Here is a 23,750-nt window from a genome sequence, read left to right on the forward strand (position 1 = left end):
GAGGCGGATCAGTGGGCCGCGACCGTCGCGAACGCCGCCCACAGCACCGGTGACTGCTCGATGGTCCGCTCGTCCCGCCACGCGGCCACCCGCTGTCGCTGCCAGGCGCACAGCGCCCCGACCGCGTCGGGCAGTTCGTGTGCCGCGTCGATCGAGCAGATTGCATCCTGCAGCGGATGCGCGTCCGCGGCGGCGCCGGCGAAGCGCTGGAACGCGAGATCGGTGGGCAGCGCCCAGCGGCCGGCCGTGACGAGTTCCGCCCCGCCCGCGATCATCGAGGACACCAGCCCGAGTGCCTCGCTGAACCGCAGGTCCCCGCCGCTCTCGCAGGCGATGAGTGCCACCCTGCTCGGGATCGGCCACAACTGCGACCCGCGGACCGGTTCGGCGGTCAGCGTGTGCGTACCCAGCAGCAGGTCCTTCGCGGACAACGGCCGGTGCGCACGCGTGGGCTCCGCGAACCCGGTGGACTCCGCGGTGCAGGCGAGGTGCAGTTCGGCATGCTCGCTCTCACCGGATTCGGGTGCGGCCGCGGTGACGTGCCCGACGTACACCAGCCGGCCGGCTCCCGCCCGCAGCGCGGTGCCGAGCCACTCCCGGTCGACGTCGTCGCGACGGAAACAGTCCGTCGGTCCGCCCACAGCCGGAAACAACCTGCCCTCGTCGGCGTAGGCAGCGACCCGCTGCGACAGCGGACTGTCCGCGCTCATCCGCCCCAGAACGGAACCGAGCGCCGAGTCCGCCCGGAATCCCGGCACCCGGGGGTCGAGCACCGCGACCACGGGCAGGTGCCGGGTGTGCGCCCAGGTCCGGGCCTCGCGGCCGGACGCATGGACGATGCCGAGGGGCGCGAGCAGGGAGACATCCGCGATGTCGACGAGACGCAGCCCCGGGTCGGGTGCGATCAACTCCCACGGCACCTGTGCGACCCGGGGTGACGGCTGTATCCGCAGATGCGGGCGCACACCGCGGGTGAACAGGTCGTGCAATTGCCGAGCCAGCCCGAACGGAAGAAGTGTGCGCGACAGATGCTGCGCCAGTTCGTGTTCGGACTCGTAGGAGGAGAATCCGCCCGTCGTCAGTGCGCGGTGCAGACCCTGCGGATCCGTGAGGTCGGGCAGGGACCGCCCCAATGCGGCGACGGCCCCGTCGACCTGCGCCGCGGATGCCGCGTTCACCCCGCCGGGCAGGACGTCGTGAGTCCATCGCCACGACGTGTACAGGTCGCCGGCGTCGGCCATCCGCACGATCGCGGTCGGCTGCTCGGGCGCGCTCACCATGCCGGCACCGTGCGGGTGTCGCGGACCTCGCGCCCATAGCGTTGCTCGGCGGCCGTGATCGACGCGCCCAGGACGACCCGGCCGTCCGTCGTCACGGTGAGCCGCGGCGGCAGGGGTACCGGCAGGCCGGCGCCGGCCGCGATTCCGGCCAGTGCGGAGCCGAGGTGGAACGAACCCGGAGTGTCGGACGCGCCCGCCGGGGGAGGATCGGGCAACTGCAGGGGAAGGCGCGCCGGGGCGCCGTGTCCGGCGCGGCCGACGTCCACGGTGGTTCCCGCGCACCGTGTCTCGACGAGATCGGCCACCAGGCGCGCGTCGCCGGTGGAGTAGGCGAGGCGGAACGCCAAGTGCATCGCCGGGTCGGCTATTTCGCGATTCCACTGCTCGCGTTGCCGCCCGTTCGGGAGCGTGTAGCGGACGGCGTCGATGGCGACGGCCGCGGGCACCGCGAGCGCGGTGGCGCGTACCCGGAGTGCGCTGTCGGGCGGGTCGGCGGAGGTGAGCACGGAGTCGAGGAGTGTCGCGTGCCAGAAGTCGACCTGCGCGCAGTGCAGGCCGAGCCCCAGGTCGCGATACGTGGCGAACGCGGCGGCGAGGAGGCTCTCGGCCACGTCGGGCCGCCCGTCGGCGAAGGCGACGGTGGCGAGGCGGGTCTCGATATCTGCGACGTCGAGCACCGCGCCGGACTCCCGGAAGTAGTCGAGGCTGCGGCGGTAGAGAACTCCCGCACGCTCGGTGTCGCCCCGGCCCTCGGCGAGGAACGCGAGCACCTTCGATCCGATGCCCGCCCGGTGGCCGATGCCGGCGCGCTCGAAATACGCCTGACTCGACAGCAGCAGCGGTTCGGCCGCATCGAGTCGATTCGCGCGGACGCGCATGATCCCGAGGTTCTGCTGCGTCTCGGCGACCGCGTTGACGTCGCCGGCAGTCTCGAACGCGGCGAGCGCCTGCCCGGCGAAATCGTCGGAGAGATCGAACCGCCCGGTCTCGAAGTGGATGGCGGCGAGATTCATCAACGGGTGACCGGCCAGCGACGGCGCGAAACGCACGGCCGCGTCGAGGGATTCGGTGGCGACGACGGCCGCGTGTGCCCACTGCTGCCGGTGCATCGCGACCGCCGTCAGCGACGCAAGGCACGCCACCGTCACGTCGCCGTGTTCGGCGCGGCCCGCGAGGAGTTCCCGTGCCTGCTCGAGCGCGTCCTGGGCGCCGTCGAGGTCACCGAGATGTTGCAACGCCTGCGACAGATTGACCAGCGCCGCGGGACGCATCCGCATCGCATCGGCAGGCAGCAGCGCGAGAGCGTCCCGGTAGAGCCCGACGGCCCGCGTGTGATCGCCCAGCTCGTCGGACATACTCGCCGCGTTGATGATCGCGCTCGTCCGGACATCGCCGGTGCCCTCCCGGGCGGCCCGTTCGAACACGCCGAGCGCCTCGGCGACATCTCCGCGGGCGTAGGCCGCCGCGCCGGCCGCGAGGAGATCGCGCCCCTTCTGATCGTCCACCTCAGAAGTCCGGATCCGAGGCAGCGGCATCGATTTCCGCGAGCAGCGGCGCATCGGGACCGTCGTCCGGCGTCGTCTCCGCAGCCCGGCGGAGCCGCTGCCGGACCAGGTTCCGAACCCGCTGGCGGGCCTCCGGGCCCGCACCGTCCGAGGACCCGTCGACGCCGAACCCGGGCACATACACGCCCACGGACACCCCGGCTTCCGAGCCCCGCGGCGCGGCCGACTCGCCGAACCACGCGTCCCCCGACAGTTGCAGTGCGACGTCGACGGTTCCCGCCGCGGTGCCGACCGTCGCCCAAGGTCGCAGATGGTCCGGAACCGCGGAGAGACTCGGTGCCGCAACGATACTCACCCGCACAGAGGTGGTCCCGGCAGCGCGTGCCACCTCCCAGAACACCGCCCGCTCGGATGCGTCGACGAGCCCGGGAGGGTACCGGCGCCAATCGGTTCCGCCGGCACCGCGCGCCAGCACGAGCCTGCTCGGCACGGCCGCCGTCGCGGCGCCGGCCGCGAGGGCATAGTCGTCCGCCCGTCCCGGCAGGCCGGAGACCGGGAGGCCGGCCGGGGCGAGCGCGTCGTCGCCGTCGACGAGGAGGTCGCAGTCCTCGGCGAGCGTGCCGATCTCGCGGTTCAGCAGTCCGGCGTCGAGTGCCGGGATGGCGTCGACCGTGGAGGCCGGCCACCACCGCGTCGCCCACTGCGCGAAAGCAAGTCGACGAGCAGCGGCGGCAATCCGCGGTCGCGCCGGTCCAGCCGTGACGTCGTTCCCGGAACCGGCGGCCAGAGCGAGCGCCACCTCCTCGCCGAACACCGCCCACACCCAGTTCTGCGCGGAGTCGACGTCGTCGATCACGGCCGCCGGAACCGCCGAGTCGGCGAGCACAGTCCATGACAGATGCCCGCCGCGCACCTCGAGCACCGCGACGTCGATCCCCGCCGTAGCGTCGAGAACGCTCGGCGCGCCGTCGGGGGCGATGATCCGCACCCCGTCCGGTGCACGCTGAATCCGCACCGTGCCCGTCGTCAACTCGCCCTCGATTCGGGAGCATCCGACGCGTCCGCGAGCGGAATCATGCTGAGCGCCTGCTTGACCCGCATCCGGTGGTCGAGGATGACCGACCGTGCCACCCCGTCGAGGAGGTCCCAGAGTTCGTCCGGTTCGTGAATGGAGAACTCGCGCACGTCCCGGCCGTGCAGGCGGACCCACAGGCGGCGGAGATACGGTCGCCACGGCTCGACTAGTTCGGCTGCGAGTACCGCGAGTGGATTCGTTCCGGGCAGCGACACCGCATCGGGGCTCACCGTGAGGCGGCGCGCCTGCAGGACGTACGCCTCACGTTGCCAGCGGCCGTTGATCACCCGGGCGGCGGTCGTGTCCGTGTCCGTGCCCGCGGGCGCGGCGGCCACCCCGATCGGACGGAGGCCCACTGCCAGCGCGGCGCCCGTCGTCGCCGCGACGCGGAGCGATTCGTCGAGAAGCGCCCAGGGCGAGCAACTTCGGGCGATCTCGGTGGTGACCAGTTCGTGAATCGGCGACAGTTCGGCACGGTCGGTCGACGCGCGGAGCACGGTGAAGACGCGTTCGTGGACGGACCGGTCGAACGGCAGGCCGAGGGCCGTGGTGGACGCCGACGCCCCCAGAAGCGGCGGTCCGGGCAGCGGATGCACCGTCAGGCCGAGGCTGCGGGCCGACACCTCGGTGGTCCAGAGCGCGATTCCGTGATGAGTGCCCGCGTGCCCGGCGATGAGACTGTCGAGAGCGGCCCGTCCGCCGTCGCCGTCCTGCGCGAGGCGTGCGCCGGGGCAGGCGTCGAGGACTTCGCCGATCGCATCGGTGTGAGTGCCCGCGGACCCGGCCGACAGCGGTCGCCGTGCCCACGCGACGGCGATCAGGGCGGTCAGTTCCCGTGCCCGCGCCGGGTCGGTGACGTGGGCTTTCAGCGCCTGCGTGGTGCGACCGGCAGCGAACTCGTGCACGTCGCGCAGGGTGTCCTCGGCGACGGACTCGTCCCGGAGCGGATCGGGCGGGCCGGACCCGGTCGCGAGTTCGTAGCATCGCTGGAAGTAGAGATCCTGCGGGTTGCCGTCGGTGATGCGCAGTGTCCGGCGAACCCGCTTGAGCAGAGTGAACCAGGCCGCGGTGGCCCGGAGCGCATCGGCGCAGGCGTACACCCGGGCGGCGAGCAACTGCGCGCCGTCGGCCGTGACGAGCGGTCCGGCGCACAGTGGGTTCTGCACCGGGCGGATGACCAGCGGATCGAGGATCAGTTTCACGGTGCGGCTCAGCGGTCCGCCGTCGCGCCCGCTGAGCGGTTCCACGTCGTCGAGCTGTCGCCAGACCTCGTCGAGAACCATGGCGCGGGGTCGCCGAGCAGCCTCCGACCCCGCTGCTCCCGTCTGCATTCGAGCAGGTTACCGCAGGCGCGACCGGACGACGCGACGAGAAATCTGGGATCGGTAGGGCGCGAGAAGTTCCTACCTTTCTCGCATCGGCTCCGGAACGCGAGCCGAAGGAATCGACGACGGGCGCCGAGCGCCCCTCACGAAACGTGAAGGACGGATCATGAACAAGGTCATTCGGACTCGCAAGCGCATCTACACCGGCGGCATCGCCGCAGCCGCCGCGGTCGCCCTGCTCGTCTCGGGCTGCAGCGACAACGGTTCCGGCGGGGGAGGCGCCGAGCAGGCGCCGGCCGCCGCGGCTCCGGCGGGCGCGTCCTCCGCGTCGGTCGACGGCACGGCCCTGGACGCCGACTTCGACGCGACCTGCGCCAAGCAGGGTGACACCCTGGCGTTGGCGCTGGCGGACACCGCCAACGCGACGTACGGCGACTTGGCCGTCTCCGCCACCATCACCGGTACCGACACCGTGCAGGCGGTCGGGATCGCCGGCAGCAAGGGCGGGTCGAACGGCCTGCCGTACGCGCTGGGCTTCGGGCAGGGGATGCCGGGCGGTTCCGCAAAGGTCGTGAAGGACGGTGACACGTACACGGTCACCGGTGAAGGGGTGGGCGCCCCCGACATGAGCAACCCGACCGCGCCGAGTGCGTCGAAGTTCGACATCACGTTCGCCTGCTCGACCGTCGTGGGCGGCTGAGCCCACCCATCGGAACGCGCGCGGATTCGTTGGAGTCCGCGCGCGTCCCGCCCGTTCAACCATGGAAGGACACATCGTGAAGAAGTTCGTGCGGAGCGCCGCCGTCGTGTTACTCGTCGGGTCGATCGCGTACTACCTGTGGTGCGGCCTCGGCGACCGCGGGCGGACCAACTATGGAATCGACGCGCTGTCGTGGGTGGGCCCCCAGATGATCTGGCCGATCGTCGCGGTCAGCCTGGTCATGGTCTGCTTCGCCCTTACCGGTGACAGCGTGCTGGCGGCGTTGACGCAGCGCAACAGTGCGGCCTTCCGGCACGGGGCGGTCGGGATCGGAACGGTGCGGTCGGTGCGCCAGACCGGCATGACGCTCAACGACCAACCGGAGGTGCGGATCGACGTCGGCGTGGAGGGCGCGGACGGGAAGATGTTCGAATCGCACGCCAGGATGATCGTGCCGCTGACCGAACTGGCGCTGCTGCAGCCCGGTGTCGTCCTGCCCGTCCGCTATCTTCCGAACCGCACCGACAAGGTCGAGATCGACCGCTCCGGGGACATGTCTTCGGCGCAGGAAGCGTTGAACCGATCCATGATTCGTCAGGGAATCACCACTCCGGGCAAGCTCGACATCGCGGCGCGCGGCATCGCCGCGCAGGCGGTGGTGCAGTCGCTCAGTGTGCCCGGCGAGATCCGCAACGGGAATTCGAAGGTCGCGCTCGGGTTGGTGGTCACCCGGCCCGACGGGACCACGTTCACCACCCGCGTCGAGAAGTTCCTGCCGCCACGCAGCGTCGCGCACGTCCAGGTCGGCCGGGTCGTGACGGTCCACTATCTGCCGGGGAACGAGCAGGAGGTCGTCATCGCCCTGCCCGCGAATGTGTGATCAGTCCTCGGCCTCGTTCCGGGACGGAAGTCCCAGCGACCGGACGAGGCGGAGGAGTTGTTCGCGCAGCGGCCCCGGGTCGCCGACCGCGGCGGTGAGGGCCGCATCCTCCTTCTCGAGGGTCAGCAGGTGCCGGTAGATCGCGCGGCCCGACTCGGTGATCGCGACCCGCTTGCGGCGCTCGTCGGTCGGATCGGTCTCCCGGGTGACGTACCCGGCGCGTTCGAGGCGGTCGATGGTGCGGCTGATGGTCTGGTCCGTCACCCGCGAGGCCTTCGCGATGTCCCGCTGCGAGGCGGGCCGGTCGGCGATCGTGTGCAGTGAGATGAGTCCTGCATGGGTCATGTTCTGTGACCGGAGAATGTCCTCCCACGAGTGCTCGACCAGTCGTGCAGCCGTGGACAGCAGACGTCCGGTCGGCCACTGGTCCATGCCGTCGCTCGTCATTTCCTCGCCTCCATTTGCAATTTGCTCAGCAGGCTGAACAAAATAGGAACGTCGCAAACCGGACATCCGGTCGTCGAATCGCCCAGCATCGGAGAGCACGTGATCACAACTGCCCGCCCACGCCCGGTTCGCCGACTGCGGTGGATTCTGCCAGCCCTGCTGGTGATCGTCTGGCTGGCCGTCGGCGGTTTCGGCGGACCGTTCGCCGGCAAACTGTCCACGGTCCAGCAGAACGACAGCACGTCCTTCCTCCCCGCGTCGGCCGAAGCCACCGAGGTGTCCACGCTGCAGAAGGATTTCACCGACACGCAATTCGTGCCCGCTGCCGTCGTCGCCGAACGCCCGTCGGGTATCACCCCGGCCGACACCGAGTTCCTCGCCGGCACCGCGACTTCCCTGGCCGGATCGCACGGTTTCGGTGACGAGGTGTCACCGCCGATCCCGTCCGCCGACGGCCGGGCACTGCAGATGTTCGTGCCCGTCGACAGCGCCGGCGAGGTGGGCGACAGTGTCACCGAACTCCGGGACGCGCTCGATGCCGCGCCGGACGGCCTCACCGTCCTCGTCACCGGGCCCGCCGGCCAGGTCGCCGATCTGTCCGCCGCGTTCGCCGGCATCGACGGACTGCTGCTCCTGGTGGCGGGTGCCGTCGTCATCCTGATCCTCATCGTCGTCTACCGGAGCCCGATCCTCCCGTTCGCGGTGATCACGTCCGCGGTATTCGCCCTGGGACTGTCCAGTCTGCTCGTGTATCTGCTCGCCGACGCCGATATGATCGCCCTGAATGGGCAGAGCCAGGGCATTCTGTTCATCCTCGTGTTCGGCGCCGCGACCGACTACGCGCTGCTGCTCGTCTCCCGCTACCGCGAGGAACTGCGGATCGAGCAGGACAGGTACCGCGCCATGCGGACCGCGTGGCGGGCGACGCTCGAACCCGTCGCCGCCTCCGCGGGCACGGTCACCGCGGGTGTGCTGTGCCTGCTGTTGTCCGATCTCAACTCGAACCGCGGTCTCGGACCGGTCGCGGCTATCGGTATCGCGGCGTCGTTCGTCGCGTCCATGACGTACCTCCCCGCGGTGCTCGTCCTCCTCGGCCGGGCGGCGTACTGGCCGAGCAAGCCCGCCTTCGACGCAGAGCACGCCGAGTGGGGCGACGCCGCAGACCACAAATTCTGGGCTGCGCTCGCGGCGCGGACCGGTGCGCATCCGCGCCGATTCTGGGTGGCGTCCAGCCTGGTGCTGGTGCTCTTCGCGCTCCTGATGCCGCGGTTCGACGCGAGCGGTGTCGCGGAATCCGAGACCTTTCTCCTCGACGTCGATTCCGTTGCGGGTCAGCAGATCCTCGGCGACCACTTCGATGCCGGCTCCGGTTCACCGGCCGTGATCATCGCGAACGAGGATTCGCTCGACGCGGTACTCGATGCGGGCCGGGTCGACGGCGTCGCCGACCTCACCGTGCTGTCCGCCGCCGGCACGCAGGACCCGCTGGTGGTGGACGGCTGGGTGGCGATCGAAGCCACCCTGACCGACCCGGCCGACTCCCTCGCGGCCGAGGACACCATCGTCCGATTGCGCGACGCCGTCCACGCGGTCGACGGTGCCGACGCCCTGGTCGGGGGCACCACCGCCACGGACCTCGACACCAAGACGACGTCGACGCGTGACCGCACGCTGATCATCCCCGTCGTGATCCTCGTGGTGTTCGCGATCCTCTGCCTGCTGCTGCGGGCGCTGCTCGCGCCGCTGCTCCTGATGGGCACGGTGGTGCTGTCCTTCGCTGCGACGCTGGGCATCTCGTCGCTGGTCTTCGAGCACGTCTTCGGATTCCCGGGCGCCGATCCCGTCGTCCCGCTGTTCGCGTTCGTGTTCCTCGTCGCCCTCGGCATCGACTACAACATCTTCCTCATGACCCGGGTCCGGGAGGAAGCCCAGCGCATCGGCACCCGCCGCGGAGCGCTGCGCGGTCTGACCGTCACCGGGGGAGTGATCACGTCGGCGGGAGTGGTTCTGGCGGCCACCTTCTCGGCGCTCGCCGTCATCCCGCTGATCTTCCTCGCGCAGATCGCATTCATCGTGGCCTTCGGTGTGCTCCTCGACGCCCTCCTCGTGCGCTCACTCCTGGTACCCGCCCTCACCGTCGACATCGGGCAGAAGATCTGGTGGCCGAGCAAGCTCGCGTCGGCCCCGGAGCCGGACGAGACCGTCCGCCCGGAGCCGGAATTGGATTCGAGTCGTACGTGAGGCGGCGCCCCGTCGAACGCCGCCGAAGCACACCGCGCCGGGCCCGATGAGGCCATAGTGGAACGGGATGTGAACACGACGAAAGGAAGATCGTGGACCATAGCGCGCTGTTGACCGACGCTTTCGATCGCATTCAGGAGACCGTGCATTCCGCGCTGGCCGATCTGCCGGCCGACGCCCTCACGTTCCGGGTGGACGCGAAGGCGAACACCATCGCGTGGCTGGTCTGGCACCTCACCAGGGTGCAGGACGACCACGTCGCCGGTGTGGCGGGCACCGAGCAGGTGTGGACGTCCGGCGGGTGGGTGGAGCGTTTCGGCCTGCCGTTCCCGGTTGCCTCCATCGGGTACGGGCACTCCGCGGAAGAGGTGGCGCGGGTGCGGTCGAGGGCCGACCTCCTCCGGGAGTATCACGATGCCGTGCACGATCGCACCGTCGATTACGTCCAGTCGATCGGTGCGGACGACCTCGACCGCATCGTCGACGAGAATTGGGATCCGCCGGTGACTCTCGGTGTCCGGTTGGTCAGCGTAGTCTCCGACGACCTTCAGCACGCCGGGCAGGCCGCGTTCGTCCGCGGCATCTACGAGCGCCGCTGATCCGCCGACTATTTCTCGTTCGCGGAGAGCCAGGTCTCCACCCGCCGCCGGGACCGCCTTCCGACTCGGTCCCGTACTGCCGGACTGCACCGCGCCGCACCGTGCAGCACCCCATTCCCGGCCAGTGCCAGCGGAACGAACCAGGCCGGCACGACCGGCAACCCGAGTTCACGCATGCCGCTCTTGCCTGAGAACAGACGCTGAATGCTCAGCAGACGCTGGCGGTTGAGCCTGCGGCGCAGAGGCTGCGCGTACGGGTAGTGGAACGTGGCCCACGACTTCTGCAGTGAGTCGGCCAGCACCCGGGAATTCTCGTCGGGGCCGGGCGCGAACATCCCGATCTGGCACATGATGCGGCGCCCGGTGTTCTCGTCGTCGACCAGCCAGTGTTCGTCGATGCCGATCAGCCAGCCGATGTACCGCCACAGGTGCATCACGTCGCGGCCCTCCTCGGCCGACACCCACACGCCGAGTGACCGGAGGCCGACGAGGAACGTCGTCGAGAAGAGGGCGAGCGTGCCGGCCTGATCCGACTGGTTGATAGGCATGCCCCAGTCGGACACGTCCCAGTTCTCGTCCTGCAGCAGGGTCAGATTGACGAAGGCGTGCATCAACCGGACGTGGACGGACAACTGCCAGCCACGGCGGTCGCGGTCCATGCCGGCGGGCAGGACGCACTCGTACCACCATCGGACGGTCTCGGTCACCCGCTGACCGGCGCCCTCGCCGACGAGTCTGCCGGTGGCCACCAGTTGGCGGGAGGTGGCCGCACTGCGGTACCCGTTCATCAGCGAACCGGTAGCCAGCAGGTCGAGGCCGGTCATTCCGCTGCGCAGGCACACAGCGGCACCGTGCTCGAGGCGGCGGTCGTCGACCCACGACGGCCGGTGGTCGACGGCGTCGAAGAACGCGGTCAGCGGAGGTGCGGCGTCGGGCACGCTGCCGATGCCCGCGGACAGGGCCTGGGAGAACTGGTCCATGGTGACGGTCTTGTCGACGAGAATCGCCCGCGCCAGTGCGGCGCCGATCTCGTCCTGACTCGCCACGGCGCGGGCATGGAGTTCCCGTTCCGCCGCGGTGGGCGTCGGGTCGCCGTGCACGAACCGCGACAGCGTCCGCATCGATCGGCGGCCCCATTCCGAGTCCATGTCGAACCGCCGCGGCGGTGTGAAGGCGGAGGGTCCGGGCGCGGATTCCCGGGACTGGATTTCTGTCATGTCCGATGCACTCGATTCGCTCGTCGACGCAGGCGCGGGGTGGTGTCACCGCCCTGCTCCGGGGCTGTGAGTTACAGTTCACCTCACCGAATCGGACGGGTACAAGTCGCATTGCGGGACAGATCGGGGAGGCTGAGGGAATGCCCACTGGCCAGCGGAAAGACCCCTCCCAGCGACGGTCGCAGGCGACGGTCGCACGCATCCTGTCGGCAACTGGTCAGGTTTTGCGGACCAAGGGTTACACCGGCTGCAGCACCAACGCGATCGCGGAGGCCGCGGGCATCTCGAAGGGCTCGGTGTATCAGTACTTCGCGAACAAGGACGAGATCATCGAGGTGCTGATCGACCAGCTCATGGAGGACGCCACCGCCTCACTCGGGGCGAATCTCGAGGAGGCCGTCGCGCAGGGGACATTCCTGAAGGACGCGGCCCTGCAGATTCAGCTCCTCGCGGTCCTCGACCGATATCGCGACGTCCTCGCATCGTTGCTCAACGACGCCCCGCATTTGACCCTGTCGGCTCACCGTTCCGTCCGGATCGAGGAACGGTGCCGTGACCTCCTCCGTACGTATGTGACGGTCAATCCGTCCGCGATCGGCCCGGGTGTGGACCTCGACGCGCTGCTGTTGGTGCTCACCGTCAGCTACCGCGAAGTGAGCCTGGAGTACCTCCGCCAGGACCTGCGTAACCGGAGAAACGAGCTGGCCACCGTCCTCTACGACATGACGATGGGCGGCCTCGCCGGGGGCGCGACAAAAAGGGTGTAACGCGAAGGGACTCTCGAGAGAAATACAGGTTGAGCCCATGGCGCTGTCGGACCCCGACCCGGCAGCGCCAGGGCCCTTTTTCTTTTGCCACCCGATCACTACCGGCGCCGCCTGGACGACGACCCCGGCACCTCCAGCCACACCACCCGCTCGAGCGCGCGGAGGTCGCTCTCGATCCGCCGGAACAACTGGTACACGCCAATGAAGGCGAAGATGCCTCCCAGACACAGTGCGCGCACCGTCTCGTTCACCGCGTCGCCGGTGGTCCCGCCGACGAAACTGAGCCCGGCGACGCCGATCAACGGGACGGACGCCGCGACGGCGAGATACCGCGGCAGACTCCGGCCGAGCGCACGCATGCGGTAGCCGTCGCTTTTGCGCAACTCTCCGTGCGACAGCAGGATCGGGGACAGGCAGCGCACGGCGTAGAAGGTGAGGATGAAGAACGGGTAGGCGAGGGCGACCGCCCCGCACACGGCGAGGGACGCGAGGAGTTGCATGTACGCGCGGAACGGGATTCCGCCGGCGGTGACCTGCAGCGCGACCGGGTAGGCGACGCCGGCGACCACCCACAGTCCGAAGCTGACCACGACCGCACGGTCGCCGAGGCCGAGCGTCGCGGCCCGGGCTTTCCCCAAGATTTCGGGACTGTAGGAGCGGCCGTGACGGAGACCGCGCGGCACCGTGAACGCGAGGCGACACCAGTAGATGATCAGCACCGCACCCAGCGGGAACGCGACCCCCCCGATCACCAGGTGCACGAGTTCGAGGTGCTGCTGCGCCTCGGCGGGCAGGGTCGCGATGATCAGCACCTTGTTGTAGTAGTAGTTGTAACCGGCCGCCAGCAGGTTCGGGATGCCGACCGCGGCGAGCACGATGGGCAGCGCCCACCGCCACATGGTGGACCGCAGGCTTCCCGGTGGTGGGTCGACGAGATCGCGGGCGTGCGGGTCGAGGCAGAGCGCGAACTGACGCGTCAGCTTCCGGCCGCTCGACCACCGGTCGTTCCGGTCCGGGGCCAGCGACTTCACGAGGATGCGGCGCAATGCGGCCGGGCAGTCCTCGGGCAGCGGCGACCGCTCCGGGTCCACTCCCCGGCATCGCGATTCGAGTAGTGCCTTCGGCGACGGCGGCGATCCGGTTCCGTCGTCGTCCGGGAACGGCCGCGCCCCGGTCAGGAGTTCCCACAACATCACCCCCAGCGCGAAGATGTCGCTGCGGGTGTCGAGGTCCGAGGCGGTCCGCGGGGAGCCCGGGTCGACCGCTTCCAGTTGCTCGGGCGACATGTAGGCGACGGAGCCGCCGATGAAGCCGCCGGCGCCGGGCGTCTCGACGCTGTCGCTCGAACTGACATTGAAATCGGCCAGCTTGGGGATGCCTTCGAGGCCGAGGAGCACGTTCGCCGGTTTGATGTCGCGGTGCAGGACACCGTGCTGGCGGGCGTAGTCGAGTGCGTCGGCCAGCCGGAGCCCGATCCACGCAACGGTCTCGGGCCACGACAGGGCGGCGATGTCGTCCCGCACACTCGAGTACTCGGGCCGGATCTCTCCTCGCGTCTCCAGAATGCGGTCGATCGAATCGAGGAGCAGCTTCCCCGACCGCTGCTCGGGCGGCGTCTTGCGGACCAGCCGCACCACGTCGAGGAGGGTGCCGCCGGGAACGTATTCCATGAACAGCACCCGCAGCTGGCGGTCCTCGAGCAGGCGTTGGTCGAAGACGCGGACGATGTAGGGGTGGTCGAGCTGCGCCAGCATCTGTGGCTCGTTGCCGATGTTGCGGGAGATCTTCAACGCCACCCACCGTTGCATCGACCGTTGCCGGGCGAGGAACACCCGTGCGAACGCGCCGCGGCCCAGCTCCACCATGAGATCGAAATCGTCGAGACGCTTCCCGACGTCGAGGTCGTCCCGCGGCCCGAGTTCGGCGGCGGCGGTGCGACGGTCCAGGGTGCGCCGGTCGTGTTCGAGCAGGCTCTCGAACCGGGCCGCCTGCTGCGGGTATTCGGTCAGATATTCGTCGGCTTCGACCTCGACGCCACTCAGGCGCCGAACGCGGTACTCGAGGTAAACGAGTTCCGGAGGCAAGGGCGCGGCGAGCAGTTCCGGGAAGTCGAGGCAGTAGTCGGCGATGCGCTTGGGGCGGCCCGAACGCAGCCACCGGTACTCGAGGTCCACCTTGATCAACTCGATCAGCGCGGCACGCCTGATCGCGGCGGTGTCGGGCAGATACTCCGTGAGCTCGGCGGGCGAACCGGACGATTCCCAATCCGCGACGAGGCGTTCGACGCCGCTCTCGACGACGAACACGGGTTCGGCGCCCGACGTCGTCGTCGACGGCGGCAGCTGGGTGTCCTGACCCAGTTCGGTGGGCGGCCCAGACGCGATCGTCGAATCACTCGGCGGGCGATCGTTCATGGCGGTTCGATTCCGGGCGGGCGGATTCCAGGCGATGAAGGGGTGTGCACTTGCCAGGGTATTCCTGACGGTGCGTCGAGGGGACGGATAAGGCCGCGTCACGACCGCCTCCGGCTGCTGCTGTGTCTCAGATCCGACGAGAACCGGGCCGGGAAGATTGCGCGACTGTCACAGTGCGTCGATGCAACCCTCGACGACGGTGGCGCAGATCTCCGGTTGGCCACCCGATTTCACGAGCACGCTGAGGCCGATCACCGAGGCCAGCATTTGACGAGCTGCGATGTCGGCGGACCGGCTCTTGTCGAATTCCCCGGACTCCTGTCCATGCTCGATCGCGCGCCTGAAGACTTCCTCGATCCGAGTGAACAGCTCGTCCGCGATGCGGTTCACCTCGTCGTCGGCCGTGCCGAGTTCTGCCGCGGCATTGACCATGACGCACCCCCGCCGGTGCTCGCCGACCCCGGCGAGGGCAGTCATCGCCACCCCGAGGCGAGGCCTCAACGGGCCAGGCGCGGCGAACAGGTCGGCGAGGTATTCGAGTCGCATTTCGCTGTAGCGCCGAAGCGCTCGCAGAAACAAGGCGTGCTTGCTCCCGAATGTGTTGTAGAGACTGCCCTTGCCGATTCCCATTTCGCCGGCGAGTTCCTGGGGAGTCGTCGCGGCGTATCCCTGGAGCCAGAACAGGTCCATCGCCTTGTCAACCGCCACATCCGTACTGAAGAGCATCGGTCTAGCCACCGAAGTAGGTTAACCCGCGACCGTGTTTGACCTCAAGGTCGATAACTAATAAGGTAGCCGCGAGCGTATTAGACCCAAGGGTCAATAACTCGGTGCACACCCCGCATGCCCGGGAATCTCCGCCCAGCCAGGAAGGCATTTCAATGGCAGCCCATTCCAAGAGCGTTGCCCGCGAGCCGGGCTCGCGCACCCATTTCCCACTGAACTCCCTCGCGATCCCGCTGGGTCTCGCAGGCCTTGCCCAGGTCTGGTCCGTCGCTACGGCCGCGCTCGGAACTCCATTCGCCCTCACTCAGGCGTTCTGGCTGGTCGCCGCGCTCGCCTGGATCGTGATGGCGGCAGCGCACGCGCACCGCGACCGGCGCGTCGCCCTAGGGTTCTCGCATCAGCTCACCCACTTCGCGCACGGTCCGCTCGCGGCGCTGCTTCCGCTCTCCGCGATGCTGCTGGGGGCAGACCTGCACCGCACGTTTCCCCTCGCCGGTACGGTGCTGACCCTGATCTCCATCATTGCCGCAGCCATCTTCGGTGCATGGATGATGAGCTTCTGGATGAGCGGAGAGATGGCGCTCGAATCCGTGCACGGCGGCTACTACCTGCCCATCAGCGCAGCCGGCCTCGTCGGCGCGCTCACCGCCGCCCAAACCGGTCTCGACTGGCTCGCTATCGCAAGCTTCGCGATCGGCCTGTTCTTCTGGGTGGTGATCTCCATGCTTCTGTTTCTCAGGCTCGCGTTGCGCCCCGCCATGCCCGCGCCCCTCGTCCCGACGCTCGTCATCATGATTGCTCCGCCGGCAGTTGGCGCTGCTGCATGGCTGGCCATCTCGAACGGGCAACCCGACGCTCTGTTCGGAGCGCTGACAGCAATCACGGCTTTCATGGTGATGGTCCAGGTGCCCTTGCTGCCACGCTATCGCGCTCTCCCCTTTTCACACGGTTTCTGGTCGTTCACTTTTCCCGTGGCGAGCGTCGCTGCCCTCGCCATCAGCTGGCTTCACCTCCTGCATCCGCCTGCTTGGCGAGCCGTCACCCCCGGACTACTCGCCGCTGTGACGATCTTCGTGGGGATGATCGCGGTGAAATCCATCCTGTTGATCCTCGACCCCTCGCGTCGCTCCGTGCAGTGACTCGCCCCGGCATTCGCCGCCACGACCGGCGAGGTACCGACGGCGCTACACGCAGGCGGCCGTCGATTCGCGGACGGACACCTCTTCCGCAAATGCGGACGCGGCATCGATCAGTGCTTGTCCTGGTCGACGGCTCGCGATGTGTGGAAGTGCGGCACGCAAGCGCTCGGCATGTTCCGGGTTCGCCACTTCCCAGTCCACACGGATCAGTTCGATGACGGCGCCGTCGTCGGCTCCCATCACGCGATCGACGTTCAAGGTCGCGGACACTGTGAGCGCGGCAGACTCGGCTATTGCGACCTCGCCGAGCAGCCGGAGCACAACCAGCGAGGCAGCGGCAATGCCGGCAAGCAGATGCTCGACCGGGTTTGCGCCGGAGTCGTGCCCGCCGTACCGCGTGGCTTCGTCGATGGTCAGCTCGTGGCTGCGCGCGGTGACCGTCGTGCCATGGGTCCCGGGCAGCGCGTGTACGACCAGTTGTTCACGTCGAGAAGTAGTCACCGAACCGCCTCGTAGAAGTCTGGGGTGGTGTGCCCACCCGTGTGTAGTACGCCTGTCAACCATTCGAACGCATCCGCACCAGCGGCTTGAACATCATGTGGATCGGGACCGTATCGAGGGGACAGGTAGTCCGACAACATCCGCTGCGCATCTGTCCTGCTGCTGTCGTGCAGGAGCGACGCAACGGCATCGAGTGCGACAGGAGCCCGGTTCTTGACGTCAGCGATTGCTGCCGTTTGTGCGGCAACGACCTTCCGTACCGTCGGGTCGTCGAGGCTGGTTTTCTCCAGGTCGACTGCGATACCGGCAGTGGGGAATCTCAGGGCGGCGCCGAAGAACAACGAATCGGTGATCCCGAGCCGTGACAAGGCGCTGGGCGCGAAGGCGGAGCCCAGAACAGCCGCGTCTGCGGTTCCGGACCGCAGTGCCTCCAGTCGCTGTTGATCACCGGCGATTCCTCCAGGAAAATGCAGGACCGACGGGGCTTCGTCCCCTGCCCAGCGGGTGCTCAGCAACCTCTGGGTGAAAGCCCACACGATCGATCCTTCCGGATGCGCGGCCAGGACGGTCGGCCCGGCCGGTTGTATCCCTGCCTTTCGTGCCCAGATCCAGAACAGCGGGTGAATAGTGTGGACGAGCGCAACTTTCCAGCGGCGTTGCCCTCGAAGTGCTTCGACAAGCGAGCCGCCCAGCCCCGCAGACAACTCTGCCTCCGGATGGTCCGAGCCGGGCACCGACTCCACCTCGATCCCCAGACGGTCGTAGTAGCGCGCTCGCTTGGCGATCTCGTGGCACACCAATTCGTGGACGTTGTGATCGCGATACCCCAGGAGAATCATGTCCGGTCCTTCTCGGCGAGCCGTGCGTATCGTGTTCATGATAATGAACTTGATGCGATATTTGGAACAAAACATAGTGATCTCGCTCGACCGCTGTCAAGCACCGCACCCGTGGCCGGTGCGAGAGGCATCTCCGATTGCGAGCACCCGAACTCGAACACTCTTGTTGCGCAGAATTATTGGATGTTGCGCGAACTCGTGGTTCGGAGCGAGCGCCTTCCGGATCGCCGACCCCCCGGGGTCCCCGGAAGGCTTAGGTATTCCCACATGCCGCCGCACGCACGTTCTGCGGCTATATCCTTGAATGCACGCTATCGAGAGGTGAGTCCACGGGTGAATTCGCACTGGTCGCGCCGTCGGGACCAGTGCGCGGGGAACCATGAGCCGACGGGGTGAGTAGACCGTCCGATGGGTGAAGGTGATCCGATCGACACTCAGCGGTACTTCGTCCCCGCTGTCGCTTCGGAGCTGAGTGCGGCTGGTTTCGACGATGCCCAGGAGATCGGGCGCGGAGGCTTCGGCGTGGTCTACCGCTGCACCCAGGCGGAATTGGATCGCACGGTGGCGGTGAAGGTCCTCACCGTCGAGCTCGACGAGGAGAACCGGGCCCGGTTCTTCCGGGAACAGCGGGCGATGGGCCGGCTGACCGGGCACCCGAACATCGTGGGCGTGCTGCAGGTCGGTGCCACCGGCAGTGGGCGTCCCTACATCGTCATGCAGTATCACCCGCAGGATTCGCTCGATGTGCGCATCCGTCGCGGCGGTCCGCTGTCGCTGGAGAATGTGCTGCGGCTGGGGGTGAAAATCGCCGGCGCGGTGGAAACGGCGCACCGGCTCGGCATCCTGCATCGGGACATCAAACCCGGGAACATTCTGCTCACCGACTACGGCGAACCGGCGTTGACCGATTTCGGTATCGCGCACATCACCGGCGGCTTCCAGACCGCCACCGGTGCCGTCACCGGATCGCCGGCCTACACCGCGCCGGAGGTCCTCGAGGGCGACCCGCCGAGCCCGGCGGCAGATGTCTACGGCCTCGGCGCCACCTTGTTCAGTGCTTTGACCGCTCACGCCGCGTTCGAACGTCGCGACAGTGAGCAGGTGGTCGCGCAGTTCCTGCGGATCACCACGCAACCGGTACCCGACCTGCGCGAGCACGGGATCCCCGACGACGTGGCCGACACGATCGCCCGCGCGATGTCCCGGACGCCCGGCGCGCGCCCGGCCACGGCAGCGGCCTTCGGGGAGGAACTGCGACGGCTCCAACTCGATCACGGCATTCCGGTCGACGAGATGGCCCTCCACACCGCGCGGGGTTCGGCACGCGACCAGGCGCAGCGAGTATCGAAACTGCCGCGGTCGCCGGCTCCCTCCGCGCCGGTCGCGACGGGAAGGCTCCCTCTGGAACTGACCAGTTTCGTCGGCCGTCGGCACGAACTCACCGAGGCGAAGAACCTGCTCGCCGGATCGCGGCTGGTGACGTTGACGGGGATCGGCGGAGTCGGCAAGACGCGGCTGGCGATGCGGGTCGCGTCGGCTGTCCGGCGCGAGTATGCCGACGGGGTACGCCTGGTCGAGTTGGGTGAACTGCACGACGAGTCGTCGCTGGTCGACACGGTGGCCGCCGCCATGGGGCTGCGGGATCACTCGGGCAGGCCGCTGCGTGAGGTCCTCGTCGAGCACCTGGCGGTACTGGAACTGCTGCTGGTTCTCGACAACTGCGAGCACTTGGTGGACGCCGTGGCGGAACTCGCCGGCGTTCTGTTGCACACCTGTCCGGGGCTGCGGATCCTCGCCACCAGCCGCGAACCTCTCGGCATGGGCGGGGAGGCGCTGCTGCGGGTTCCGCCGCTGGCGGTGCCGGATACCGCCCGGCGGCCCTCCCTGCGGGGGTTGACCAAATACGATGCGGTGTCGTTGTTCGCCGAACGCGCTGCTGCCGCGGTTCCCGGTTTCGTACTCACCGAGGACAACGTGGCGGCGGTGGCGGGGATCTGCCGCCGGCTCGACGGGTTGCCGTTGCCGATCGAGTTGGCGGCCGCCCGGTTGCGTGCGATGTCGCCCGAGCAGATCCTGCAGCGGCTCACCGACCGCTATGCCCTGCTGACCCGTGGAAGCCGGGGTGCGCCGACGCGGCAGCAGACGCTGCGATTGTCCGTCGACTGGAGCTTCGAGTTGTGCAGCGCCGGTGAGCAACTGGTGTGGGGTCGGGTATCGGTGTTCGCGGGGAGCTTCGAACTCGATGCGGCAGAGCAGGTGTGCGGTGACGGCCTCGAGCCGGACGAGTTGCTGGACACGTTGACGTCGTTGGTGGAGAAGTCGATTCTGATCCGCGAGGAATCCGGTGCGGTGGTGCGGTTCCGGATGCTCGAGACCCTCCGCGAGTACGGCTGTGAGAAGCTGCAGCAGGCGGGCGAATTCCTCTCCATGCGCCGACTGCACCGGGACTGGTACGAGGCGCTGGCGCTGGCCGCGGAGGCAGAGTGGATCAGTGCCCATCAGCTCGACTGGATCGCCCGGCTGAAGCGGGAACAGCCGAATCTTCGGGAGGCCCTCGAATTCAGCCTTGCCGACGATCCCGCTGCCGGCCTGCGTACCGCCGCCGCACTGTTCTTGTTCTGGGGCTCCCAGGGCTTGTACAACGAGGGGCGGCGCTGCTTCGGTCAGCTGCTCGCCCGCCAGAGCGGCCCACCGACCGTCGAGCGGGTCAAGGCACTCCAGCGCGCCAGCATGATGGCCAATGTGCAGGGTGACCTCGAGGCCGGAGCCGCGCTCGTGGCGGAGGGTCGTGCGCTCGCCGCGCACACGAGCGATCCCATGATGCGCGCTCTCGTTGCCTATTCCGCCGGCATGCTCGCCCTCTACAGCGGTGAGCTGGCGAGTGCGGCCTCGCACCTCGAAACCGCACTCGCAGAGTTCAGCGAGCGCGGAGATCGACTGTTCGAAGTAGCAGCCCTGTACCCGTTGGGGTTGGCGTACGGACTCCGCGGCTTGACGGACCCGGCGATCGAACACCTCGAGCGTGTTCTCGCGATCACCCAGCAGCACGGCGAGAAGATGTACCGGTCGCACTCGTCGTGGGCCCTGGGTATCGCCGTGTGGCGCCAGGGCGATACCGATCGCGCGGTCCGAGTGCTCGAGCAGTCATTGATACTGACCCGGCAGGTGCACGGCCCACGCGTCGCCGCAGCCGGTCTCGAGGCCCTTGCCTGGATCGCCTGCGGACTCCACGACGAACCGAGGGCTGCGGTTCTGCTGGGAGCCGCAGAAGGGCTGGCGCGGTCGGTGGGAAGCGACGTGGTGATCTACTCCGATCTGCTTGTCTACCATGACGAATGCGACCAGAAGTCGCGACGGAAACTGGGGGAGAAAGCATTCGGAGCGGCCCACCGCAAGGGGGAACAGCTCGGTTTCGACGCGGCAATCGCCTACGCCCTCCACGAACATCCGCCCGGCACCCCCGCGCCCGGCACCGATACGTCGACGCGACTGACCAAGCGGGAACGCCAAGTCGCCGACCTCGTCGCAGAAGGCCTGACCAACCAGGCCATCGCCGACCGCCTGGTGATCTCGCCGCGCACCGCGCAGGGGCATGTCGAGCACATCCTGGCCAAACTGGGTTTCACCTCCCGAGCACAGGTCGCGGCCTGGGTCGTGGAGCAAACCGACGCATAAAACGGACCCAACAGTTCGCGTCGAATCCGACCAGCGGGGCGGGCATCGTCCGTCGGCGGCATTGGTGTGCAGAACCGTTGGGGCTCAAGCTTCTTCGGTTCGGCAACGCCGACCATGAAACTCATTCTGCCCGTCTCCGGAGTCTGGCGCTGCCGGTAGGGCTCGTCCGGCGCATCGGCGGTGGCTTCGAGGTGGGCGGCGATTTTCCCTATTGACAGCGAGCGGAGGTGCTCGTAACGTCCGTGGTGTTCCAAATAATGATGTCAGTTCAGGATAATGAACGGAGCTAGTGATGGGGTTCACCGGAAAAATCGAGGCGCTCTCGGGCATCCGAGTAATCGACGCCGCGACGATGGTGGCCGGCCCCTTGGGGGCGTCGCTGCTCGCCGACTTCGGCGCCGACGTCATCAAGGTCGAGCCGATCGGTGGCGACGAGTCACGGACATTCGGACCAGGACGAGACGGCATGAGTGGTGTCTATTCCGGCGTGAACCGGAACAAGCGCGCCCTCGCGCTCGACCTTCGCACGGCGGCAGGTCGCGAGCTGTTCCACGAGCTCTGCTCGACCGCGGACGTCCTCATCGAAAACATGCTGCCGGCGGTCCGTGAGCGATTCGGGCTGACCGCCGCCGAACTTCGCGAACGGCACCCGCACCTGATCTGCCTCAATGTCAGCGGGTACGGCGAGAGCGGTCCCCTTGCAGGTCGTCCCGCGATGGACCCGGTCGCTCAGGCGCTCACCGGTCTGATGGAGGCCACCGGCGAGCGCTCGGGGAGGCCGCTCAAGGCCGGACCGCCCGTCGCCGACAGCGCGGCGGGCTACCTCGTCGCGATCGCCGCCCTCGTCGCACTCTTTGCGAAACAGCGCACGGGGGAGGGGCAGACCGGCTCGATATCCCTGGTGGGAGCGCTGTTCCATCTGCAGACTCCGTGGCTGGGGCAGTACCTCCTCGCCGACTACATCCAGGGCAAGGTAGGCAACGGCAGCAATTTCTACGCGCCGTACAACGCCTATGCGACCCGGGACGGCGGTGCGGTACACCTGGTCGCCTTCAACGACCGTCACTTCGTCAAGCTGACCAGGGCGATGGATGTGGAGGCTCTTCTCGACGATCCGCGCTTTGCGGACGCCGCATCCCGGTTGGAGAACCGTGAGGCCCTCGACGCCGCCTTCGCGCCGTGGTTCGCCGCCCGCGACCGTGACGATGTGGTCGCACTGCTCTCGGCCCACGACATCATCTGTGCCCCGGTCCTCGCGTACGACGAGGCCGTCAACCATCCCCAGATCCAGGCCCTGGACCTCGTCGTCGACATCACTCACGAGGAACTCGGACCGTTGCGGGTCCCGGGTCTCCCGGTCAAGCTCTCGGGCACCCCGGGTTATGTACATCGCCCACCGACGTCGTTGGGCGAGCACACAACCGAGATTCTCAGCGATCTCGGCTACGAGGACGACCGGATCGCGGCCCTGAGGGCCGAGCGGGTCGTCCGATGACCACCGAACACGGCGAAAGGAACCACCAATGAAGGTCGGAATCAGGATCCCCGGTGCGGGACCGTGGGCAGGGCCCGAGGCAATCACGGAGGTGTCGCGGTTCGCTGAGAAGATCGGCTTCGACTCCCTCTGGATGACTGATCACGTAGCGCTGCCGACCCGAGTCGAGACGCCGTACCCGTACACCGCGGACGGCAAGTTCCTGTGGGACCCCGCCACGCCGTACCTCGACTGCCTCACATCGTTGACGTGGGCGGCGGCTGCAACCGAGCGGATCGAGCTGGGCACGTCCTGCCTGATCCTGCCGTGGCGTCCGCTCGTCCAGACCGCCAAGACGCTGGTCAGTATCGACGTGATGTCGCGCGGCCGGCTGTCGGTCGCCATCGGCGTGGGCTGGATGAAGGAACAGTTCGAGCTGCTGGGAGCGCCCTTCGAGGGCCGCGGGAAGCGGACCACGGAAATGGTCAACGCGATGCGGCACATGTGGAAGGAAGACGAGGTCGACTTCGACGGCGACTTCTACCAGCTCCACGACTTCAAGATGTATCCGAAGCCGGTGCGGGGCACGATCCCCGTCTGGTTCGCGGGATACAGCACCGCCTCTCTGCGCCGCATCGCCGCGATCGGCGACGGCTGGCACCCGCTGGCGATCGCGCCGGAAGAGTACGCCGGCTACCTGGCCACCCTGCGGCAGTACGTCGAAGAGGCAGGACGCGACATGAACGAGATCACCCTCACCGCACGGCCTTTGCGGACCGCGCCGTACAACGCCGAGACGATCGAAGCGTACGGCGACCTCGGCGTCACCCACTTCATCTGCGACACGTCGTTCGAGCACGACACCCTCGAGGCAACCATGGACGAGCTCGCGGAACTCGCTGATGCCGTCCTCCCCACCGCACACAACCTGGCCTGACGGCCCGGC

Annotated in this window: 19 protein-coding genes; 9 read left to right on the forward strand and 10 right to left on the reverse strand. The window is 68.2% G+C overall.

Annotated features, from left to right (window positions below; genetic code table 11):
* Nucleotides 1–8 precede the first annotated feature (8 nt).
* From H0B43_RS20695 to H0B43_RS20710, 4 genes are read right to left on the reverse strand one after another with little or no spacing between them, the layout of a single operon-like run.
* Complete coding sequence (locus tag H0B43_RS20695) at nucleotides 9–1,280, reverse strand: CHAT domain-containing protein (RefSeq protein ID WP_185726238.1); 1,272 nt, start codon at nucleotides 1,278–1,280, stop codon at nucleotides 9–11.
* Complete coding sequence (locus H0B43_RS20700; RefSeq protein WP_185726237.1) at nucleotides 1,274–2,815, reverse strand: lipopolysaccharide assembly protein LapB; 1,542 nt, start codon at nucleotides 2,813–2,815, stop codon at nucleotides 1,274–1,276. Before H0B43_RS20700 ends, H0B43_RS20695 begins: the two co-directional genes overlap by 7 nt.
* Entirely contained in the window at nucleotides 2,787–3,815 is a 1,029-nt protein-coding gene (locus tag H0B43_RS20705) for a hypothetical protein (protein ID WP_185726236.1), read from the reverse strand. Before H0B43_RS20705 ends, H0B43_RS20700 begins: the two co-directional genes overlap by 29 nt.
* Nucleotides 3,812–5,143 carry a hypothetical protein gene (locus H0B43_RS20710; RefSeq protein WP_185729868.1) on the reverse strand — a complete coding sequence of 444 codons (1,332 nt, stop codon included), beginning with the start codon at nucleotides 5,141–5,143 and terminating at the stop codon, nucleotides 3,812–3,814. Before H0B43_RS20710 ends, H0B43_RS20705 begins: the two co-directional genes overlap by 4 nt.
* 208 nt (nucleotides 5,144–5,351) lie before the next feature.
* Here H0B43_RS20710 and H0B43_RS20715 point away from each other — a divergent pair, with 208 nt between their 5' ends.
* Together H0B43_RS20715 and H0B43_RS20720 are read left to right on the forward strand one after the other, a co-directional pair.
* Nucleotides 5,352–5,885 carry a lipoprotein LpqH gene (locus H0B43_RS20715; RefSeq protein WP_185726235.1) on the forward strand — a complete coding sequence of 178 codons (534 nt, stop codon included), beginning with the start codon at nucleotides 5,352–5,354 and terminating at the stop codon, nucleotides 5,883–5,885.
* Nucleotides 5,886–5,961: 76 nt separating this feature from the next.
* The gene (locus tag H0B43_RS20720; RefSeq protein WP_185726234.1) at nucleotides 5,962–6,765 is read left to right on the forward strand and encodes a hypothetical protein; all 804 of its coding nucleotides are present in this window, start codon (nucleotides 5,962–5,964) and stop codon (nucleotides 6,763–6,765) included.
* Here the strand turns inward: H0B43_RS20720 and H0B43_RS20725 are convergent, their stop codons facing one another.
* Complete coding sequence (locus H0B43_RS20725) at nucleotides 6,766–7,212, reverse strand: MarR family winged helix-turn-helix transcriptional regulator (protein ID WP_185726233.1); 447 nt, start codon at nucleotides 7,210–7,212, stop codon at nucleotides 6,766–6,768.
* 99 nt (nucleotides 7,213–7,311) lie between these two features.
* Between H0B43_RS20725 and H0B43_RS20730 the strand changes: the two genes are divergently transcribed.
* Together H0B43_RS20730 and H0B43_RS20735 are read left to right on the forward strand one after the other, a co-directional pair.
* A complete protein-coding gene (locus tag H0B43_RS20730) occupies nucleotides 7,312–9,453 on the forward strand; it encodes an MMPL family transporter (RefSeq protein ID WP_185726232.1) in 2,142 nt (713 codons plus the stop codon).
* A gap of 92 nt (nucleotides 9,454–9,545) precedes the next feature.
* Nucleotides 9,546–10,052, forward strand: coding sequence for a mycothiol transferase (locus H0B43_RS20735; protein WP_185726231.1), 507 nt, complete (start codon nucleotides 9,546–9,548; stop codon nucleotides 10,050–10,052).
* A gap of 8 nt (nucleotides 10,053–10,060) precedes the next feature.
* Here the strand turns inward: H0B43_RS20735 and H0B43_RS20740 are convergent, their stop codons facing one another.
* Nucleotides 10,061–11,269, reverse strand: coding sequence for an oxygenase MpaB family protein (locus H0B43_RS20740; protein WP_185726230.1), 1,209 nt, complete (start codon nucleotides 11,267–11,269; stop codon nucleotides 10,061–10,063).
* Nucleotides 11,270–11,409: 140 nt separating this feature from the next.
* Between H0B43_RS20740 and H0B43_RS20745 the strand changes: the two genes are divergently transcribed.
* Complete coding sequence (locus H0B43_RS20745) at nucleotides 11,410–12,036, forward strand: TetR/AcrR family transcriptional regulator (protein ID WP_185726229.1); 627 nt, start codon at nucleotides 11,410–11,412, stop codon at nucleotides 12,034–12,036.
* Between the two features lie 98 nt (nucleotides 12,037–12,134).
* On the opposite strand, the gene H0B43_RS20750 is transcribed toward H0B43_RS20745, so the two are convergent.
* Both H0B43_RS20750 and H0B43_RS20755 read right to left on the reverse strand, forming a co-directional pair.
* Nucleotides 12,135–14,450, reverse strand: a complete 2,316-nt coding sequence (locus tag H0B43_RS20750; RefSeq protein ID WP_185726228.1) for a serine/threonine-protein kinase — start codon at nucleotides 14,448–14,450, stop codon at nucleotides 12,135–12,137.
* Between the two features lie 168 nt (nucleotides 14,451–14,618).
* The gene (locus tag H0B43_RS20755; RefSeq protein ID WP_185726227.1) at nucleotides 14,619–15,188 is read right to left on the reverse strand and encodes a TetR/AcrR family transcriptional regulator; all 570 of its coding nucleotides are present in this window, start codon (nucleotides 15,186–15,188) and stop codon (nucleotides 14,619–14,621) included.
* Between the two features lie 143 nt (nucleotides 15,189–15,331).
* On the opposite strand from H0B43_RS20755, the gene H0B43_RS20760 reads away from it, so the two are divergent.
* Nucleotides 15,332–16,315 carry a potassium-tellurite ethidium and proflavin transporter gene (locus H0B43_RS20760; RefSeq protein WP_185726226.1) on the forward strand — a complete coding sequence of 328 codons (984 nt, stop codon included), beginning with the start codon at nucleotides 15,332–15,334 and terminating at the stop codon, nucleotides 16,313–16,315.
* 45 nt (nucleotides 16,316–16,360) lie between these two features.
* On the opposite strand, the gene H0B43_RS20765 is transcribed toward H0B43_RS20760, so the two are convergent.
* Complete coding sequence (locus H0B43_RS20765) at nucleotides 16,361–16,816, reverse strand: OsmC family protein (protein ID WP_185726225.1); 456 nt, start codon at nucleotides 16,814–16,816, stop codon at nucleotides 16,361–16,363.
* Entirely contained in the window at nucleotides 16,813–17,655 is an 843-nt protein-coding gene (locus H0B43_RS20770; RefSeq protein ID WP_185729867.1) for a hypothetical protein, read from the reverse strand. The genes H0B43_RS20765 and H0B43_RS20770 overlap by 4 nt, the downstream gene beginning before the upstream one ends.
* Before the next feature lie 408 nt (nucleotides 17,656–18,063).
* Here H0B43_RS20770 and H0B43_RS20775 point away from each other — a divergent pair, with 408 nt between their 5' ends.
* The 3 genes from H0B43_RS20775 to H0B43_RS20785 all read left to right on the forward strand — a co-directional run bounded on the left by H0B43_RS20775 (nucleotide 18,064) and on the right by H0B43_RS20785 (nucleotide 23,741).
* Nucleotides 18,064–21,330: a protein kinase domain-containing protein gene (locus tag H0B43_RS20775; protein WP_185726224.1), complete on the forward strand. Its 3,267-nt coding sequence runs from the start codon at nucleotides 18,064–18,066 to the stop codon at nucleotides 21,328–21,330.
* A gap of 292 nt (nucleotides 21,331–21,622) precedes the next feature.
* On the forward strand, nucleotides 21,623–22,825 hold the full coding sequence (locus tag H0B43_RS20780; RefSeq protein WP_185726223.1) for a CaiB/BaiF CoA-transferase family protein: 1,203 nt from the start codon (nucleotides 21,623–21,625) through the stop codon (nucleotides 22,823–22,825).
* Between the two features lie 28 nt (nucleotides 22,826–22,853).
* The gene (locus H0B43_RS20785) at nucleotides 22,854–23,741 is read left to right on the forward strand and encodes an LLM class F420-dependent oxidoreductase (RefSeq protein WP_185726222.1); all 888 of its coding nucleotides are present in this window, start codon (nucleotides 22,854–22,856) and stop codon (nucleotides 23,739–23,741) included.
* The last annotated feature ends 9 nt before the right edge of the window (nucleotides 23,742–23,750 follow it).

Origin of the sequence: Rhodococcus sp. 4CII, from assembly GCF_014256275.1 — a bacterium.
Lineage (GTDB): Bacteria > Actinomycetota > Actinomycetes > Mycobacteriales > Mycobacteriaceae > Rhodococcus_F > Rhodococcus_F wratislaviensis_A.

Coding starts and splice junctions, on each gene's coding strand:
- H0B43_RS20695 (WP_185726238.1), bottom strand. CDS start 1,280: ATGGTGAGCGCGCCCGAGCAGCCGACCGCGATCGTGCGGATGGCCGAC.
- H0B43_RS20700 (WP_185726237.1), bottom strand. CDS start 2,815: ATGCCGCTGCCTCGGATCCGGACTTCTGAGGTGGACGATCAGAAGGGG.
- H0B43_RS20710 (WP_185729868.1), bottom strand. CDS start 5,143: ATGGTTCTCGACGAGGTCTGGCGACAGCTCGACGACGTGGAACCGCTC.
- H0B43_RS20715 (WP_185726235.1), top strand. CDS start 5,352: ATGAACAAGGTCATTCGGACTCGCAAGCGCATCTACACCGGCGGCATC.
- H0B43_RS20725 (WP_185726233.1), bottom strand. CDS start 7,212: ATGACGAGCGACGGCATGGACCAGTGGCCGACCGGACGTCTGCTGTCC.
- H0B43_RS20740 (WP_185726230.1), bottom strand. CDS start 11,269: ATGACAGAAATCCAGTCCCGGGAATCCGCGCCCGGACCCTCCGCCTTC.
- H0B43_RS20745 (WP_185726229.1), top strand. CDS start 11,410: ATGCCCACTGGCCAGCGGAAAGACCCCTCCCAGCGACGGTCGCAGGCG.
- H0B43_RS20750 (WP_185726228.1), bottom strand. CDS start 14,450: ATGAACGATCGCCCGCCGAGTGATTCGACGATCGCGTCTGGGCCGCCC.
- H0B43_RS20760 (WP_185726226.1), top strand. CDS start 15,332: ATGGCAGCCCATTCCAAGAGCGTTGCCCGCGAGCCGGGCTCGCGCACC.
- H0B43_RS20770 (WP_185729867.1), bottom strand. CDS start 17,655: ATGATTCTCCTGGGGTATCGCGATCACAACGTCCACGAATTGGTGTGC.
- H0B43_RS20775 (WP_185726224.1), top strand. CDS start 18,064: ATGGGTGAAGGTGATCCGATCGACACTCAGCGGTACTTCGTCCCCGCT.
- H0B43_RS20780 (WP_185726223.1), top strand. CDS start 21,623: ATGGGGTTCACCGGAAAAATCGAGGCGCTCTCGGGCATCCGAGTAATC.
- H0B43_RS20785 (WP_185726222.1), top strand. CDS start 22,854: ATGAAGGTCGGAATCAGGATCCCCGGTGCGGGACCGTGGGCAGGGCCC.